Origin of the sequence: Immundisolibacter sp., assembly GCF_041601295.1 — a bacterium.
GTDB lineage: Bacteria > Pseudomonadota > Gammaproteobacteria > Immundisolibacterales > Immundisolibacteraceae > Immundisolibacter.
Map to the genome: position 1 here is coordinate 18,748 of NZ_JBFIII010000024.1, position 13,556 is coordinate 32,303.

Below are 13,556 nucleotides of genomic sequence, written 5' to 3' on the forward strand. Positions count from 1 at the left end.
GGCCGGTGCCCGCCGACGCTTGTTATGTCTGTCAAAACGCCAGCCGGCTGAGCTGCTCCGGCAGTTGCACGGCGCCGTCCTGGGCAGCACGCAGCCAACCCTGGCGCCGCTGATCCCAAGCCTGCTCGTCCCACAGTTCGAATTTGTTGCCGAGCCCAACCAGCATCACCTGACGGCCGATGCCGACCAGCTCACGCAGCATCGCCGGCAGCAGGATGCGGCCCTGCGTGTCCGGCTCGCACTCGGTGGCGTGCCCGATCAGGGTGTGTTTGAGTTGGTCCACCACTTCCAGTAGGTTCGGGGCGCGGATCAGCTCGCGCTCGATCGCCTCCCATTCGGGCAGCGAATACAGCAACAGGCAGTGTCCGCGGTGATCGAGCGTGAGGATGAGCTGGGTCACACCATCGCTTTGTAGGCGCTCACGGTAACGGCTCGGAATAGCCATCCGACCCTTGGCGTCAAGATTGAGCGCCGTGATTCCGCGAAACATGTTTCCCTCGGGCTATGGGCAGATTCCCCACATTCCGACAGTTGAACCCACAAATCCCCACCCAAGGGCCACTATAGGAACTGCGCTCCTCCGCTGTCAAGGCCAAGTTGCAAGCTGCCGATATGGGCCTTGACGCACAGCCTGGCGGGTAGAAGGCAACGTAAACTGCCGGCTTAACGAAACATCCACCTGGAAGACCCTCAGATGTCCGACGCGCTGCCCCCCGATCACCCCCAGCCAGGCACTACGCGTTCGCCGGTGGCCGCGTCAGACAGTGAGGCCTATTTGCGCCACCTGGTGACGATGGCGGTCGAAAGCCGCGTGTCCGATTTGCATTTGAAGGCCGGACTGCCTCCCTACTGGAGGCATCTGGGGGAACTTGACCCGATCCCCGACCAGCCGGTTCTGGTGCCCCAGGATGTCGCGGGTGTCGCGGCCGTATTGATGAGCGAGCGTCATACAGTGCAGTTCAACGAGCGACAGCAGGTTGATCTGGCGTACGGCGTTACCGGCATAGGCCGTCTGCGCGCCAACATCTATCGCCAGCGCGGCAGCGTGGCCATGGCGCTGCGGGTGATTCCCACGGAGATTCCGAGCGCCGCCGACCTGGCGTTGCCAGCGGCGATAGAGCTGTTCAGCAAGACCAAACGCGGCATGGTGCTGATCACCGGCGCCACCGGTTCGGGTAAGTCCACCACCCTGGCGGCGCTGATCGAGATAATCAATAAACGCGACCGGCGCCACGTCGTGACCATCGAGGACCCCATCGAGTACCTGTTCAAGGACAAGAAGTCGGTCGTCAACCAGCGCGAGGTCGGCATAGATACCAGCGGTTTTGGTGATGCCTTGCGCGCTGCCCTGCGCCAGGATCCTGACGTCATATTTATCGGTGAGTTGCGAGATGCCGAGACGATTACGACCGCGGTGCGCGCCAGCGAGACCGGCCATTTGGTGATCTCGACCCTGCACGCGCCCAACTGCTACGACGCCATCACGCGGCTGTTGTCGTACTTCCCGCCGCAGGAGCAGGACACGCAGCGCAAGGCGATTGCGGCCAATCTGCGCGGCATTGTCAGCCAGCGCCTGTTGCCGCGTGCTGACGGCAGCGGTCGGGTGGCGGCGTTCGAGGTCATGGTGGTCACACCGACCATCGCCGACATGATCGAGGATCCGCAGCGCCAGTCCGATATCTACGAGGTGATCAAGTCGGGCAAGCAGCATGCCATGGTGAGCTTCGACGACTATCTGTACGACTTGGTCGAGAGCGGCCAGATCAGTCGCGATACGGCCCTGGCCAACGCCTCAAACGTGACTGACCTGCGACTGCGCTTCCAGGGGTTTTGATCACCTGGACGTGATGACCCTGAAACAGGCAAGGGAAGGGCGGGGAGCCGGCCGATAAGCCGGGTTCTGTCGAGGGCAATCATTCATCTGCGGCCGGCGTCACCGCCTGCCTGTAGCGACCTACCCGGGGACCACGCGGACCACGTGTCGTGACCTTGCGGCCAACCGTCCCCCTATTTGGTCTTGCTCCGGGTGGGGTTTACCCTGCCACGGTCGTTACCGGCCGCGCGGTGCGCTCTTACCGCACCTTTTCAACCTTGCCTGTGCGCCTTGCGACGCCATCGGCGGTATGTTTTCTGTGGCACTTTCCGTAGGCTCGCGCCTCCCAGGCGTTACCTGGCACCCCGTCCTGTGGAGCCCGGACTTTCCTCGCCCGTTAGGACGCGATTGCCTGTCCGACTCCCCGCGTCCGCTAGTGTGGGGTCGGCTGCGGTCGCCTGCAAGCCGAGGGCGCGCCGGTAAACGCGGTTACGCGCCGCGCCACTGACCGCCACCGCCGCCGTGACGGCTTGTTTGAGTGGCAGCACCGGCAGCAAACGCCCGAGCAGAAGGTCGATCTCGTCAGCCCTGGCGGCGGGCGCGGTTGCACCCTGCAGCAGCAGCACAAACTCGCCCCGTTCGCGGCCGGGCTCGGCGCCAAGCCAGTCCCTGATGGCAGCTACCGAACCGGTGAGTATTGCCTCGTGCAGCTTGGTCAATTCCTTGGCGAGCGCGGCCGGGCGCTCACCGAACAGGGCCTCCACATCATCCAGCAGCGCCCGCAGGCGGTGGGGCGCTTCGTAGAAAATCAGCGTACGGGGTTCGTCGAGCAATCCGGTCAGGGCGGCCCGCCGCGCCGGGCCCTTGGCCGGCAGAAAGCCCTCGAACGCGAAACGGTCGGACGGCAGGCCGCTGGCCGACAAGGCTGCCACGGCAGCGCAGGGTCCGGGTAACGGAAGCACCACGATGCCCGTGGCATGAGCCGCCGCTACCAGGCGCTGACCCGGATCACTGATGGCTGGCGTGCCGGCATCGCTGATCAGCGCCACCAGCTGGCCCTGGGTGAGGTGCCCGATCAGGCGCGCGGTCTGCGCCGCCTCGTTGTGAGAGTGCAGCGCCACCAATGGCTTGCGGATGCCATAGTGGTCCAGCAACGGGCGGCTGTGGCGGGTGTCCTCGGCGGCGATCAGATCGGCTGCCGCGAGTACTTTGAGCGCCCTTGGGCTGATGTCGGCGAGATTTCCGAGCGGTGTTGCCACCACGTACAATCGTCCACCGCTTGCAGTTGTTTCCATTACCTATGCCCGGAGCCGGTCGGACCGTTTGTTGAACATTGTCCTGCGCGTTGTGGCAGCCGTTGTGCTGATTGCTGTCGCGGCTGGCTGCGCAAGCTCGCCGCCGGCCGCGAAGCCAGTCGCTGCGGTGGTGGTGAGCCCGGAACAGATCGCCCGAGACGCCGAACGGGTAGGTGATTACGGTGCTGCCGCACGTGCCTGGCAGGAGCTGGCTGGCGCCAGCCAGTCGCCGGGGCGGGAAGCATATCAATTGCGCGCCGCCGCCGCCTGGCTGGCGGCTGGCGACGCCACCAGCAGTCAAGCCCTGCTCGGGCAGGTCGATGTAGCTCCGCTTGGCGACGCACTGATTGGCCAAAAACAGATCCTGCTGGCCCGTCTGGCGCTCGGTCGCGGTGATGAACCCGCGGCCGCGGCGGCCCTGGCGCCGACCATCTACCTCGCCCTACCGGCCGAGCTGGCGACCGAGCGCGATGCACTGCTGCGCGAGCTTCCCGCCGGGGTCCTCGGGGAGCTGTCGCTGATGCCACTGACGGCGGGAAATTTCCTGGCCGTACTGCTGCCTTATGGCGGCAAGCTCGCACAGGTTGCGGACGCTATTACCGCCGGTATCGTGGCGGCTCGCCTGGAAGCCGATAGTGGTCCGGAGCTGCGGTTTTACGACACTGGCAATGACGCCGCGGCGGCGTATCACCAGGCGGTGGCAGACGGCGCCGCGGCGTTGATCGGGCCGCTTGAAAAAGCCGATGTCGCCGCGCTCGCCACAGGCCCCCTGCCGCGACCGACCGTCGCGCTGAATAACCCGCAGTCGCCGGTCGGGCAGGTCAACCTGTATCGCTTATCGCTGGACCCGGCCGATGAAGCCGCCGCCGGGGCGCGGGTATTCGCCGCCGCGGGTTATCGGGAAGTGGCCCTGTTGTACGTCGATGACAGCTGGGGACGGCGTCAGCGCGATCTTTACCAGACAGCCGTGGCGCAGCAGGGTGGACGGGTCACGCAAGCCGTGTCGTTCGATGCTGGCAGTACCGATTTCGCCGGCCGCTTGCGGGGCTTGCTTGGCGAACGGCTCGCCGCGCTGCAACCGCCAGCTTCGGGATCTTTGTCCCCTGAATCGGGTCCTGGCCGACAGGGCCTGATTGTGCTTGCCAGTGCTACCGACGCCCGGCAGATCGTGCCGCAACTCGGCTACATCGGCGCGTTTGGCGTACCGGTGCTGACCAGCTCCCGGGTATGGAGCGGCAGCTCCAGTCAGGGAACCGATGCGGATCTTGAGGGCGTGGTGTTCTGCGACAGCCCGTGGGCGTTGCTGCGCCAGACCGCAGGTGGCCGCGGCGATCGCCTGGCGGCGGCGCGGGTTGCCTGGCCGCAGTTCGACCGCGATCAGCCGCGCTTGATGGCGCTCGGTGCCGATGCCTACGCGGTGGCGAGCCAGTTATTGACCGGGCAGTCGGTCGACGCCTTGCCGGATGGTCTGACCGGCGCACTGGGCCTGGAAGCCGACGGTGCTTTGCGCCGGCAGGTGCTGACCTGTGCACGTTTTCACGACGGCATGCCGCAACTGCTCACGGCCGGGGAGCGGCCTTGAGCAGCGATGCCCCGCACCTGGCGCGCGGGCGCGCGGCCGAGGATCTGGCTGCCGCGCATCTGGCGGCGCACGGTTTGCGCATTGTGGCGCGCAATTTCAGGGTAGCCGGCGGCGAGATTGACCTGATCGCCCGGCACGGCGAGGAGCTGGTGTTCGTAGAAGTGCGCAGCCGCCGCAGCGCCGCCTACGGCAGCGCCGCGGAGACCGTTAACGCTGCCAAGCGCCGGCGCATACGGCTGGCGGCGGAGCATTATCTGGCTGGCCTGCGCCAACGGACCCTGCCGCCGTGTCGTTTCGATATCGTCAGCGTCACAGGCGCGCTCGATGCGGCCCAGCTGGATTGGCTGTGCGGCGCATTCACCAACGACTGAGCCCGATGGACCCCATAACCCTTGTTGCCGACCAGTTTCGCGCCAGTGCAAAGATCAAGCGCAATTGCGCGGACGCGCTTGCGCCGGTCATCGCCCTGGCCGGCGCGCTACTGGCTGATTGCCTGCGCGCCGGCGGCAAGCTGCTGGTATGCGGCAATGGCGGCTCGGCGGCCGATGCCCAGCATTTCAGCGGCGAGCTTCTGGGCCGTTTCGAGCGTCCACGGGCCGGCTTGGCGGCCATCGCGCTGACCACCGACAGCTCGACCTTGACGGCGGTTGCCAATGACTACGCGTATGACGAAGTGTTCGCGCGTCAGGTGCAGGCACTGGCGCGCGCGGGCGATGTGCTGGTCGTCCTGTCCACCAGTGGCAACTCGGCGAGCATCCTGCGGGCGGTCGAGGTGGCGCAGGCCGCAACGGTGCCGGTCGTGGCGCTGACCGGGCGTGACGGCGGCAAGCTGGCGGGTATCCTGGGTGCCCGGGATCTGGAGATTCGTGTGCCGACCAGCTCCACTCCACGGATCCAGGAAGTACACATCCTTGCCCTGCATTGCCTGTGCGAGCTGATCGACGAGGCGCTCGCGTCGTGAGCGAGGCGCCCCCGCGCTACGCCAGCAAGCTGGTCGCCGACACCATCGACCTGCGGCGACGTCTGCCCGCCCTGCTGAGGCCGCTGGTATTCACCAATGGCTGTTTCGACATCCTGCACGTCGGGCATGTGGACTATCTTGACCGAGCAGCGGCGCTGGGGGCGAGCCTGGTGGTTGGCGTCAACAGCGATGCCTCGGTACGGCGCCTGGAGAAGGGTGCCGACCGCCCGGTCAACCCGCTGGCCGAGCGCATGGCGGTGCTGGCGGCGCTTGAATCAGTGAGCCTGGTGGTAGCCTTCGATGAAGACACGCCGTTGAACCTGATCCACCTGATGCGTCCGGAGTATCTGGTCAAAGGCGGCGATTGGCCGCTGGAAGCCATTGTCGGGGCCGATTTTGTTTCCAACTACGGGGGCGCTGTGCATTCCCTGCCGTTTCGGCATGCCCGCTCAACCAGCGACTTGCTGCGGCGCGTCCGCGGCCAGGGCTGAAGCATAAGTCAGCCAGGCTTCAGGGACGGACGCGCGCGGCAAGCCGTCGTCTGTCAGCGCCAGTTATAGCCCAGTCCCAGGGCGTATTCGTGGTGGGTCACTTGTGCCGGTCCTAACACCGAGACGCCTCGCAGCTGTTCACGAAAGCCTCGGAAAAAAGAAACCGTTACTTCGTCGCCATTGCGGCGGCGCCAGGTCGCGCCAGCATGGACCGAGCGCTCCATGATGCCGGGGTTGAGCAGGGCAAAGCTGATCTGGTCGCTGCCGACCGGACTTTCGCTGTAGTTGAAACCGGCGCGCAGAGTCAGGCGCGGATCGAATGCATAGCGCAGACCCAGCCGGTAGATATCCTGGTTGTTCCAGCCAAAGCCGTAGCCACCCGGCTTGCCCAGCAACTGCCCGGGCGTTGGCGCGGTGCCGGCCAGCGGGCCCGGGTTGCCATAGTCGCGCGTGGCCGCGTAAAAGGTCCGTTGCCAGTCGAGGGCAATCGTGACCGCCGGGGTGGCGTGCCAGGCCAGGCCCAGGTTGACTTCCCCCGGCTGATCGAAGGCGCCATGATCGGGTAGCAGGTTGCGGTACTCGCGCATGCGGGTGCTTTTCAGCGGCGTGGTGGCGCCGACTCCAAGGTCCAGCCGGTTGTTCGCCTGCCATAGCCAACCGAAGCGTAAACCGATGGCCAGGCTCTTGCCCGTGCCTTCGTTGGTCAGGCCCGCCGGTTCCCGCGCCGGCAAGCCGCCAGGCAGTGCGCACGCGGGATCGGCGGCGCCCTGAGGCGTGACACAGCCGAACAGGGCCAGGCCTTCGGCCTTGAAAGTTTGCAGTCCGAACACCAGGCCGACACCCAGCGCATGCTGGTCATTGACCCGCATGGCAAAGCTTGGCACCGCCAGCATGCTGATCTGGCTGATGGATAACTCCTCGGTATGGGGAATGCCGGTCGGGCTGCCACCCCCGGCGGCAAGGTCGAGGAAACTTGGTTGGAAGTGGTTACCAATACCGCCGTTGCCGTAAAGGGCGAAGCCAATCGCTTTGTTGGCGCCAATGCCGTGACGCCAGGCAAGGCCGGGGGCGGGGAACCAGTGCAAGTCAGTCGGTACCTGCACCGAGCCGATGTCAACCTTGGTCCACGGACTGTAAAGCGTCACCGCTGCCGTGATCTGGTCATCCACCACCGCCAGGCCAGCCACGTTGTTATGTACCGTGAGTGCGTCTTCGGGCAGCGCCGTGCCACCACCACCCATGGCCAGCGCCTTGGGGCTGTAGCCCGGCAGGTAAGCGCCGTTGGTGGCGTTGACGGTCATGGCGTTACTGCCCAGCAGCAGGCCGATCAGGGCGGCGGCGACCGGCATCCGGCTGAATGCGGGCAACCAGGCACTGGGGCGCGCGTCCTTGCGCGTTTGGGTCTCCATGACAACTCCGTATAGCCAGGTTTGGGCGCCTGCAAGGGCGCCATTCTTGTGGTTAATCGACCGATACTGCCGTCCATACGCAGCACAGGGCGGAAGGCTGACGGCGACCGAATGGCAAGCGGGATCTAAAAGTGGACCTTGAAGCGGCTGTGGTCGAAGCCGAATGGCACCGTTGGCTGGTGGTGCGATTCCACGGCCAGCGATACCTCCATCAAGGCCAGCGCCAGATTAAGCAAATGCTGCTCGCGCTCGGGCAAGTCCGGCCACGGCTGGGTCTTCAGGTAGCCCTGAATGGCATCCAGGCGGGGCAGGACCGCATCGTACAGCGCCTGCAATTCGCTGAACGGCCCCTTCAGGCGTTCGGAATGGCGTTCGCGTTCGGTCGGCAGCGCGAACCGGTCGGCATACATTTGCAGGTCGGCAAAGGCGTCCGGTAGGGGGTGTGGCATCACTCAGGCCTCCCCGTTTACCCAGCGCAGCACATTGCTGTACTGGTGGCGCACGGCGATTTCCATCATGGGACTGGTGGTCAGGTGCTTTAGCACACCGGACTTCAGTGCCTTGTGGGTGGTCTCCATGGTGCTCAGATCCTCATACAGCAGATCGCGCAGCAGCACCTTGGTGTGTTCCTGGGCGATGCGCTGGCCGACGTCGGCAGCGGCGAACTGATAGATGTCCATCGACCACTCGGTTTCGTCGGCGCTGACCGGCCAGAAGTTGTACGTGAAATACCAGCCTGGACCGACATCGACGAAGAAATTCGGGAAGAACACGTTGATGTCGAAGTACCAGCGTGGATCGTCGCTGGGGTTGGTGCCGGGCAGGCGCGGCGCCTGTTCGTTGGCGGCGAAACTCGCGCCCAGCTGCCAGGCGGCGCCGCAGACCGGTGTGACATCCACGCGGCTGGCCATGCGGTTGCTGGCGGAGTGATGCGGTGGGTAGAAGCGGGCCGAGGCCAGCGTGTTGAACTCCTCACGCAGGTCGATCGGGATCGAGCAGCCCGGCAGCGAGCGGGCGTGCACCATGCCCACGTGATAGGTCTCGTGGAAAGCGTCGATGAAGGTCTTCCAGTTCACCGCCACGCGCGCGCTGTAGCGGGCCACGCGCTCCATCTGGTCGAATGGGTAGCCGTCGATCTGCTGGCCAAGACCGCCCAGGAATTCAGCCAGCGGCCACTGGGGCTGGGCGTTCCAGTTCACGAAAACGAACCCATTCCAGGTGTTACAGGTGACCGGCACCAGGGCCATGCGTGATTTGTCGATGTCGGGAAAATATTCGTCGGCCGGCAGCGCGCGCAGGCTACCGTCCAGGTCGAAGGTCCAGCCGTGATAGCCACACACGAAGGTACGTGTGTTGCCCTCGCAGCCGTAGCGGGCGGCGATCTGGTTGCCACGGTGGGTGCAGATATTGTGAAACGCCCGCAAAGCACCGTCCCGGCCGCGTACCAGCAGCACCGAAGCGTTCCAGATCTCGACCTCGAATACCTTGAAGTCGCCAACATTTGGCAGGTCTTCCGTGCGGCACAGGTTGAGCCAGGCGCGCTTGAAAATGGCCTCCCGTTCGCGCTCGAAAAACTCCGCCGAGACGTAGGGCTCGACCGGGATCGGGCCATCGACCAGCGTCGGTGCATCAGTCGTGATGCGGGTAGCGAGTTCAGGGTTGATCGCGTTCATGGTCGCTCCTCCGGATGGGCAACACAGCGGCCAGACAGGTTTATTAGCCTCGGCGTGTCTGCTCGAAGGTGGCAGGCTTGTCGGGGCTGAGCGCGATTCGCTGGCATCGACCGCGCGCTTGAGCATACTAGATCAGCTGCCCAGGGTTGAGTACAGGACAGGACAGGGGATCTTTGGCCCAACCCGCCCACTAATCCGTTGCGATCGTTGTGTTGCTAAAGTCCCTGTCACGCCCGGCGTTCATCCTGGGCGCAAGGCCGCAGTTTAAGGAGACGCTGAAGTATTTGGTGTTTCCCGCAGTGCACGGATGCGCTGCCAATATCTGTGGCTGTAAGCCACTGATTTTGTGAGTCATCGGAAAACCACGCTTTTCCGATGACGGGCGCTGAGAAATCCAGGAGGGATTTATTCAGCGCTTCCTTAAACTGGTGCCCAAATCCCTACGATCGCCCTGGCCCGTCGCATCCCCCCTGGAGAACGACATATGACTGACCGCATCGGGCAGATGCACAAGCTGGTCGATTATTTCGTCGGCTATAACGCCACCCGCTTTATCGAGCTGGGCGTCGACACCGGGCTGTTTGGTGCGCTGGCGGCCGCAGCCGATGGCATTACGCCGGTGGCGCTCGCGGCGCAGCAAGGGCTGAATGCGGAGTATCTGCGCCATTTTCTGCAAACAGGCTATGCACTGGAATTGCTGGAGCAGGACGACGGCCATTACCGACTGGCGCCGCACATGGCGGCACTGCTGGCGCGCCCGGAGCACAACAGTTATTTGGGTGCGCTGGCCGGCTTTCATCATGTCAGTGGGCGGGATTTCGATCGCATGGCCCAGTTGCTGCGCAGCGGTGATGCCTACACCTTCCAGCAGCATGATGCGGATTTCATCGATGGCGTAGCGAAGGTCACGGCCGGCATCGCCGGCTTTGTCGTCGGCAGCATCCTGCCCGGCCTGCCGGAACTGGCCGGACGCGACGACGTGGCGGTGCTCGATCTTGGCTGCGGTGCAGGCGGTACCCTGCTGGCCCTGGCCCGCGCCTACCCCCATGGCCGACTGCTCGGCGTGGACGTGGAGCCGCGTTCGGTCGAGCAGGCGAACGCCCGCCTGGCGCAAGCGGGGGTGGCGCAGCGCGCACAGGCGCGCCTGGCAGCGGCCGAGAGCCAGCAGCAGGAAGCGGCATTTGATCTCGTGACGCTGATCCAGGTGTTGCACGAAACCGTGCCCACCGTGCGCGCCGAAATCCTGGCTCGTGCCCACGCCGCTCTGAAACCGGGCGGCCTACTGCTGGTGGTGGACGAGCCCTACCCCGAGCATGTCGAGGATCTGCGATCCGCCAAGAGCTGTGCCATGACGCAATTCATCGAGCGCTTCTGGGGTAATGAGTTGTTGTCGTTGCCGCAGCAAAAAGCATTAATCGAGTCGGCTGGCCTGCGCGTCGACGCGCAATCAGTGCCGCCGCCGGGGCTGGTCAGCGTGACTGTTGCCCGCCGGGTTAGCTGAGCGTCCAAATACGGGGGGGGTGATGACCGAGTCGCGCGGCTTCAAGCGGAGACAGTTTCTTGCCGGTAGCGCTGGCTTGCTCGGCGCGGGTCTTATCGGCCGGCCTGCCTTGCTTGCCGCCGAAGTCGATCGCTACGACCAGGAAACCGATGTCCTGGTGGTCGGCACCGGCGCCGCCGGTTCCAGCGCTGCATTGTTTGCCCGGCAGGCTGGCGCGGCGGTCATGGTGGTCGAGAAGGCCGACTACTTTGGCGGCACCACGGCCAAGTCGCAGGGCGGCTACTGGATGCCCGCCAACAGCCTGATGCGCGCCCAGGGTCTGACCGACCCCAAGCCGCAGGCCATGCGTTACATGGCGCGACTGGCGTTTCCGACGCTGTATAACCCGACCGCCACGGGTCTTGGCCTGCCGGCCGACGCCTACGCGCTGATTGAAACGTTTTATGACAACGCCGCGCGGGTAGTTGACGCCCTGGAGGAGATGGAGGCGCTTCGATCCACCTTTTTCCCGGGCGCCGATGGTGTGGCCTGGATGCCGGATTACTACCCGACCCTGCCCGAAAACGCTGCCCCGTATGGGCGCATTCTGCAGCCGCGCAAGGCCGACGGTAGCGCCGGCATGGGCGAGGAGATCGCACGCCAGTTACAGGCTGCGCTCAGCCAGCGACAGATTCCGGTTCTCTACAGACATCGCGCCGGGCGCCTGGTATTGGATGAGGCCGGCGCGGTGCAGGGTCTGGAGCTGCAAACCCCTGAGGGTGCCCACCGCATCCGTGCCCATCGCGGGGTCATCTTCGGAACTGGCGGGTTTATCCATAATCCGGTGCTGCGCCGGCAATTCTTGCGCGGGCCCGTGTATGGCGGCTGCACGGTGCCGGCTGCGGAGGGTGATTTCGTCCCCATCGCACAAGCGGCCGGCGCGCAGTTTGGAAACATGCAAAACGCGTGGTGGGCGGAAATCCTGTTCGAGCAGGCCATCCACAACTCGGCCGTGCCGATGAACGTGTTTGTACCGCCCGGCGATTCGATGCTGCAGGTCAACCGCTACGGTCGCCGCTACGTAAACGAGAAATTCGTCTACAACGAGCGCTCGCAGGCGCATTTCGTGTGGGACGCACGGCGTGCCGAGTACAGCCAGCTGCTCACGTTCATGGTGTATGACCAGCGCACCGCCAGCCAGTTTGCCGGTCTGTTTCCGCTACCGCCCGAAACCGCGCCGTACGTGATCAGCGGTGCGGACTTTGGGGCGTTGACGGCCGCGCTGTCGGCGCGCCTGACGCAGCTTGCCCCGCACAGTGGCGGTTTTAGCCTGGACGCGGATTTCGCCGGCAATCTCGGCGCCAGCGTGGCGCGCTTCAATGACCTTGCCCGACAGGGTAAGGACGACGACTTCGGCCGCGGCGAGTCGCCGACCGACCAGTTCTTCCATACCCTGTACCGCCTGCCGGGCCAGCACAACGAGTTTCCGGACGCCACCCTGCACCCGCTGGCTGATACCGGCCCATACCACGCCATCATCCTGTGCGCCGGGGTACTCGATACCAAGGGCGGGCCGGTAATCGACACCCACAGCCGGGTGCTGGATGGGTACGGTGAGCCAATCGCAGGTCTGTACGGCGCGGGTAACTGTATTGCCGCACCCGCCGGGCAGGCCTACTGGTCGGCCGGCGCCACCATTGGCGCGGCGCTGGTGTTCGGCGCTCTGGCTGGCCAGCATGCGGCGACCCGGCGCGGCCGGTGAGCGAGGTCAGGTGATGTCCGTACGCCGCCGCTCACCAGCCGTTGTGGCATACAGCAGGGTGGTGATCTGCTCCGAGATCAGACCCATCAGAAACACCACTACCGCGGTGGTGAACAGCACTGCGCTGCCGTTGGTGAAGCGCCCAACTGTGGCATAGGAATACAGATAGTTGACCAGCCCGGCGACGAAGCTGATCCCGGACACGGGCGCGAAGATTTTCAGCGGCGCATACAGCGTTGCCACCCGAAAAATGATCAGCAGGAACCGGGCGCCATCGCGCAGTGGGCGAATGTGGCTGCGACCAGTGCGGCGAGCAGCCACGATCGGCTCATAGGCGACGCTGTAACCGGCGCGAAAGAACGCCATGGTGATGCTGGTCGGATACGAAAAGCCGTTCGGCAACAGGAACAGGAACTCGCGAAAGCGCGCCGCCCGCACTGCCCGAAAGCCCGAGGTCAGATCGGCGATCCGCTGGCCGGTCATATAGTTGGCGACGCCGTTGTACAAACGATTGGCCAGCGACCGGCCCACACTGGCCTGTGAGCCGGCGTCACGGGCACCGACCACCATCTGGTAACCCTCGTTCAGCCGGGCCAGCAGGCGCGGGATGTCGGCCGGGTCGTGCTGACCGTCGGCATCCATGAACACGATCACCTCGCCGCGCGCCGCCCGTGCGCCCGACTTCACCGCTCCGCCGTTGCCGATGTTGTAACTGTGTCGTACTTCCTGCACGCCGTGGCGCGCGCACACCTCGCTGGTGTCATCGGTTGAGCCATCGTTAACGACGATGATCTGCGCCGCCGGTTGCTGGGCTTTCAGGGTTGGTAGCAGGCGTTCAAGCGCGGCGGCCTCATTTCGAGCCGGCAGCACGATGGACAGTTCGGGCCGGATTTCGGTCATGGCGTGTGCTCGCTAGGCGGGATGATGGGGGTGCGTGGCGCTCACAATATCAGCAGATCCGGCGCACATCCGTCGCAGCCGGTTCTAGACTCTGCGGCGGTACAGCCACCTGCTTGCCGGTGAAGGCGCTATCAAGGTCCGGAGGGAAACGCGCGATGGAATTGTCGTTTTATACCGCGGACGTGTTCAC

Annotated in this window: 12 protein-coding genes, 1 other RNA gene and 1 pseudogene; 7 read left to right on the plus strand and 7 right to left on the minus strand. The window is 65.0% G+C overall.

Annotated features, from left to right (window positions below; all coding sequences use genetic code 11):
* Positions 1–31: 31 nt before the first annotated feature.
* Positions 32–490 carry a division/cell wall cluster transcriptional repressor MraZ gene (gene mraZ, locus ABZF37_RS04885; RefSeq protein ID WP_372717369.1) on the minus strand — a complete coding sequence of 153 codons (459 nt, stop codon included), beginning with the start codon at positions 488–490 and terminating at the stop codon, positions 32–34.
* Between the two features lie 204 nt (positions 491–694).
* Here mraZ and ABZF37_RS04890 point away from each other — a divergent pair, with 204 nt between their 5' ends.
* The gene (locus ABZF37_RS04890) at positions 695–1,834 is read left to right on the plus strand and encodes a type IV pilus twitching motility protein PilT (RefSeq protein WP_372717371.1); all 1,140 of its coding nucleotides are present in this window, start codon (positions 695–697) and stop codon (positions 1,832–1,834) included.
* A gap of 39 nt (positions 1,835–1,873) precedes the next feature.
* Here ABZF37_RS04890 and rnpB read toward each other — a convergent pair.
* Positions 1,874–2,237, minus strand: an RNA gene (gene rnpB / locus ABZF37_RS04895) — RNase P RNA component class A.
* Between the two features lie 34 nt (positions 2,238–2,271).
* Positions 2,272–3,108: pseudogene (gene rsmI / locus ABZF37_RS04900) on the minus strand (16S rRNA (cytidine(1402)-2'-O)-methyltransferase); the annotation flags it as partial.
* 31 nt (positions 3,109–3,139) lie between these two features.
* Here rsmI and ABZF37_RS04905 point away from each other — a divergent pair.
* From ABZF37_RS04905 to rfaE2, 4 genes are read left to right on the plus strand one after another with little or no spacing between them, the layout of a single operon-like run.
* Positions 3,140–4,690, plus strand: a complete 1,551-nt coding sequence (locus ABZF37_RS04905) for a penicillin-binding protein activator (protein ID WP_372717373.1) — start codon at positions 3,140–3,142, stop codon at positions 4,688–4,690.
* Positions 4,687–5,061 (plus strand): YraN family protein, encoded by a 375-nt coding sequence (locus ABZF37_RS04910; RefSeq protein ID WP_372717375.1) that lies wholly within the window; start codon positions 4,687–4,689, stop codon positions 5,059–5,061. The genes ABZF37_RS04905 and ABZF37_RS04910 overlap by 4 nt, the downstream gene beginning before the upstream one ends.
* Before the next feature lie 5 nt (positions 5,062–5,066).
* The gene (locus tag ABZF37_RS04915; RefSeq protein ID WP_372717377.1) at positions 5,067–5,651 is read left to right on the plus strand and encodes an SIS domain-containing protein; all 585 of its coding nucleotides are present in this window, start codon (positions 5,067–5,069) and stop codon (positions 5,649–5,651) included.
* Positions 5,648–6,142 (plus strand): D-glycero-beta-D-manno-heptose 1-phosphate adenylyltransferase, encoded by a 495-nt coding sequence (gene rfaE2 / locus ABZF37_RS04920; protein WP_372717379.1) that lies wholly within the window; start codon positions 5,648–5,650, stop codon positions 6,140–6,142. The genes ABZF37_RS04915 and rfaE2 overlap by 4 nt, the downstream gene beginning before the upstream one ends.
* Positions 6,143–6,195: 53 nt before the next feature.
* On the opposite strand, the gene ABZF37_RS04925 is transcribed toward rfaE2, so the two are convergent.
* The 3 genes from ABZF37_RS04925 to ABZF37_RS04935 form a co-directional block, all read right to left on the minus strand.
* Positions 6,196–7,551: an OmpP1/FadL family transporter gene (locus ABZF37_RS04925; RefSeq protein ID WP_372717381.1), complete on the minus strand. Its 1,356-nt coding sequence runs from the start codon at positions 7,549–7,551 to the stop codon at positions 6,196–6,198.
* Positions 7,552–7,676: 125 nt separating this feature from the next.
* Positions 7,677–8,000, minus strand: coding sequence for a hypothetical protein (locus ABZF37_RS04930; RefSeq protein ID WP_372717383.1), 324 nt, complete (start codon positions 7,998–8,000; stop codon positions 7,677–7,679).
* Positions 8,001–8,003: 3 nt separating this feature from the next.
* Complete coding sequence (locus ABZF37_RS04935) at positions 8,004–9,224, minus strand: SRPBCC family protein (RefSeq protein ID WP_372717385.1); 1,221 nt, start codon at positions 9,222–9,224, stop codon at positions 8,004–8,006.
* Positions 9,225–9,708: 484 nt separating this feature from the next.
* On the opposite strand from ABZF37_RS04935, the gene ABZF37_RS04940 reads away from it, so the two are divergent.
* Positions 9,709–10,725: a class I SAM-dependent methyltransferase gene (locus ABZF37_RS04940; RefSeq protein WP_372717387.1), complete on the plus strand. Its 1,017-nt coding sequence runs from the start codon at positions 9,709–9,711 to the stop codon at positions 10,723–10,725.
* Positions 10,726–10,747: 22 nt separating this feature from the next.
* Entirely contained in the window at positions 10,748–12,466 is a 1,719-nt protein-coding gene (locus tag ABZF37_RS04945) for an FAD-dependent oxidoreductase (RefSeq protein WP_372717389.1), read from the plus strand.
* A 6-nt stretch (positions 12,467–12,472) separates the two neighbouring features.
* On the opposite strand, the gene ABZF37_RS04950 is transcribed toward ABZF37_RS04945, so the two are convergent.
* Positions 12,473–13,366 carry a glycosyltransferase family 2 protein gene (locus ABZF37_RS04950; protein ID WP_372717391.1) on the minus strand — a complete coding sequence of 298 codons (894 nt, stop codon included), beginning with the start codon at positions 13,364–13,366 and terminating at the stop codon, positions 12,473–12,475.
* Positions 13,367–13,556: the final 190 nt, after the last annotated feature.

Coding starts and splice junctions, on each gene's coding strand:
- mraZ (WP_372717369.1), bottom strand. CDS start 490: ATGTTTCGCGGAATCACGGCGCTCAATCTTGACGCCAAGGGTCGGATG.
- ABZF37_RS04950 (WP_372717391.1), bottom strand. CDS start 13,366: ATGACCGAAATCCGGCCCGAACTGTCCATCGTGCTGCCGGCTCGAAAT.
- ABZF37_RS04935 (WP_372717385.1), bottom strand. CDS start 9,224: ATGAACGCGATCAACCCTGAACTCGCTACCCGCATCACGACTGATGCA.
- ABZF37_RS04925 (WP_372717381.1), bottom strand. CDS start 7,551: ATGGAGACCCAAACGCGCAAGGACGCGCGCCCCAGTGCCTGGTTGCCC.
- ABZF37_RS04915 (WP_372717377.1), top strand. CDS start 5,067: ATGGACCCCATAACCCTTGTTGCCGACCAGTTTCGCGCCAGTGCAAAG.
- ABZF37_RS04940 (WP_372717387.1), top strand. CDS start 9,709: ATGACTGACCGCATCGGGCAGATGCACAAGCTGGTCGATTATTTCGTC.
- ABZF37_RS04930 (WP_372717383.1), bottom strand. CDS start 8,000: ATGCCACACCCCCTACCGGACGCCTTTGCCGACCTGCAAATGTATGCC.
- ABZF37_RS04945 (WP_372717389.1), top strand. CDS start 10,748: ATGACCGAGTCGCGCGGCTTCAAGCGGAGACAGTTTCTTGCCGGTAGC.
- ABZF37_RS04890 (WP_372717371.1), top strand. CDS start 695: ATGTCCGACGCGCTGCCCCCCGATCACCCCCAGCCAGGCACTACGCGT.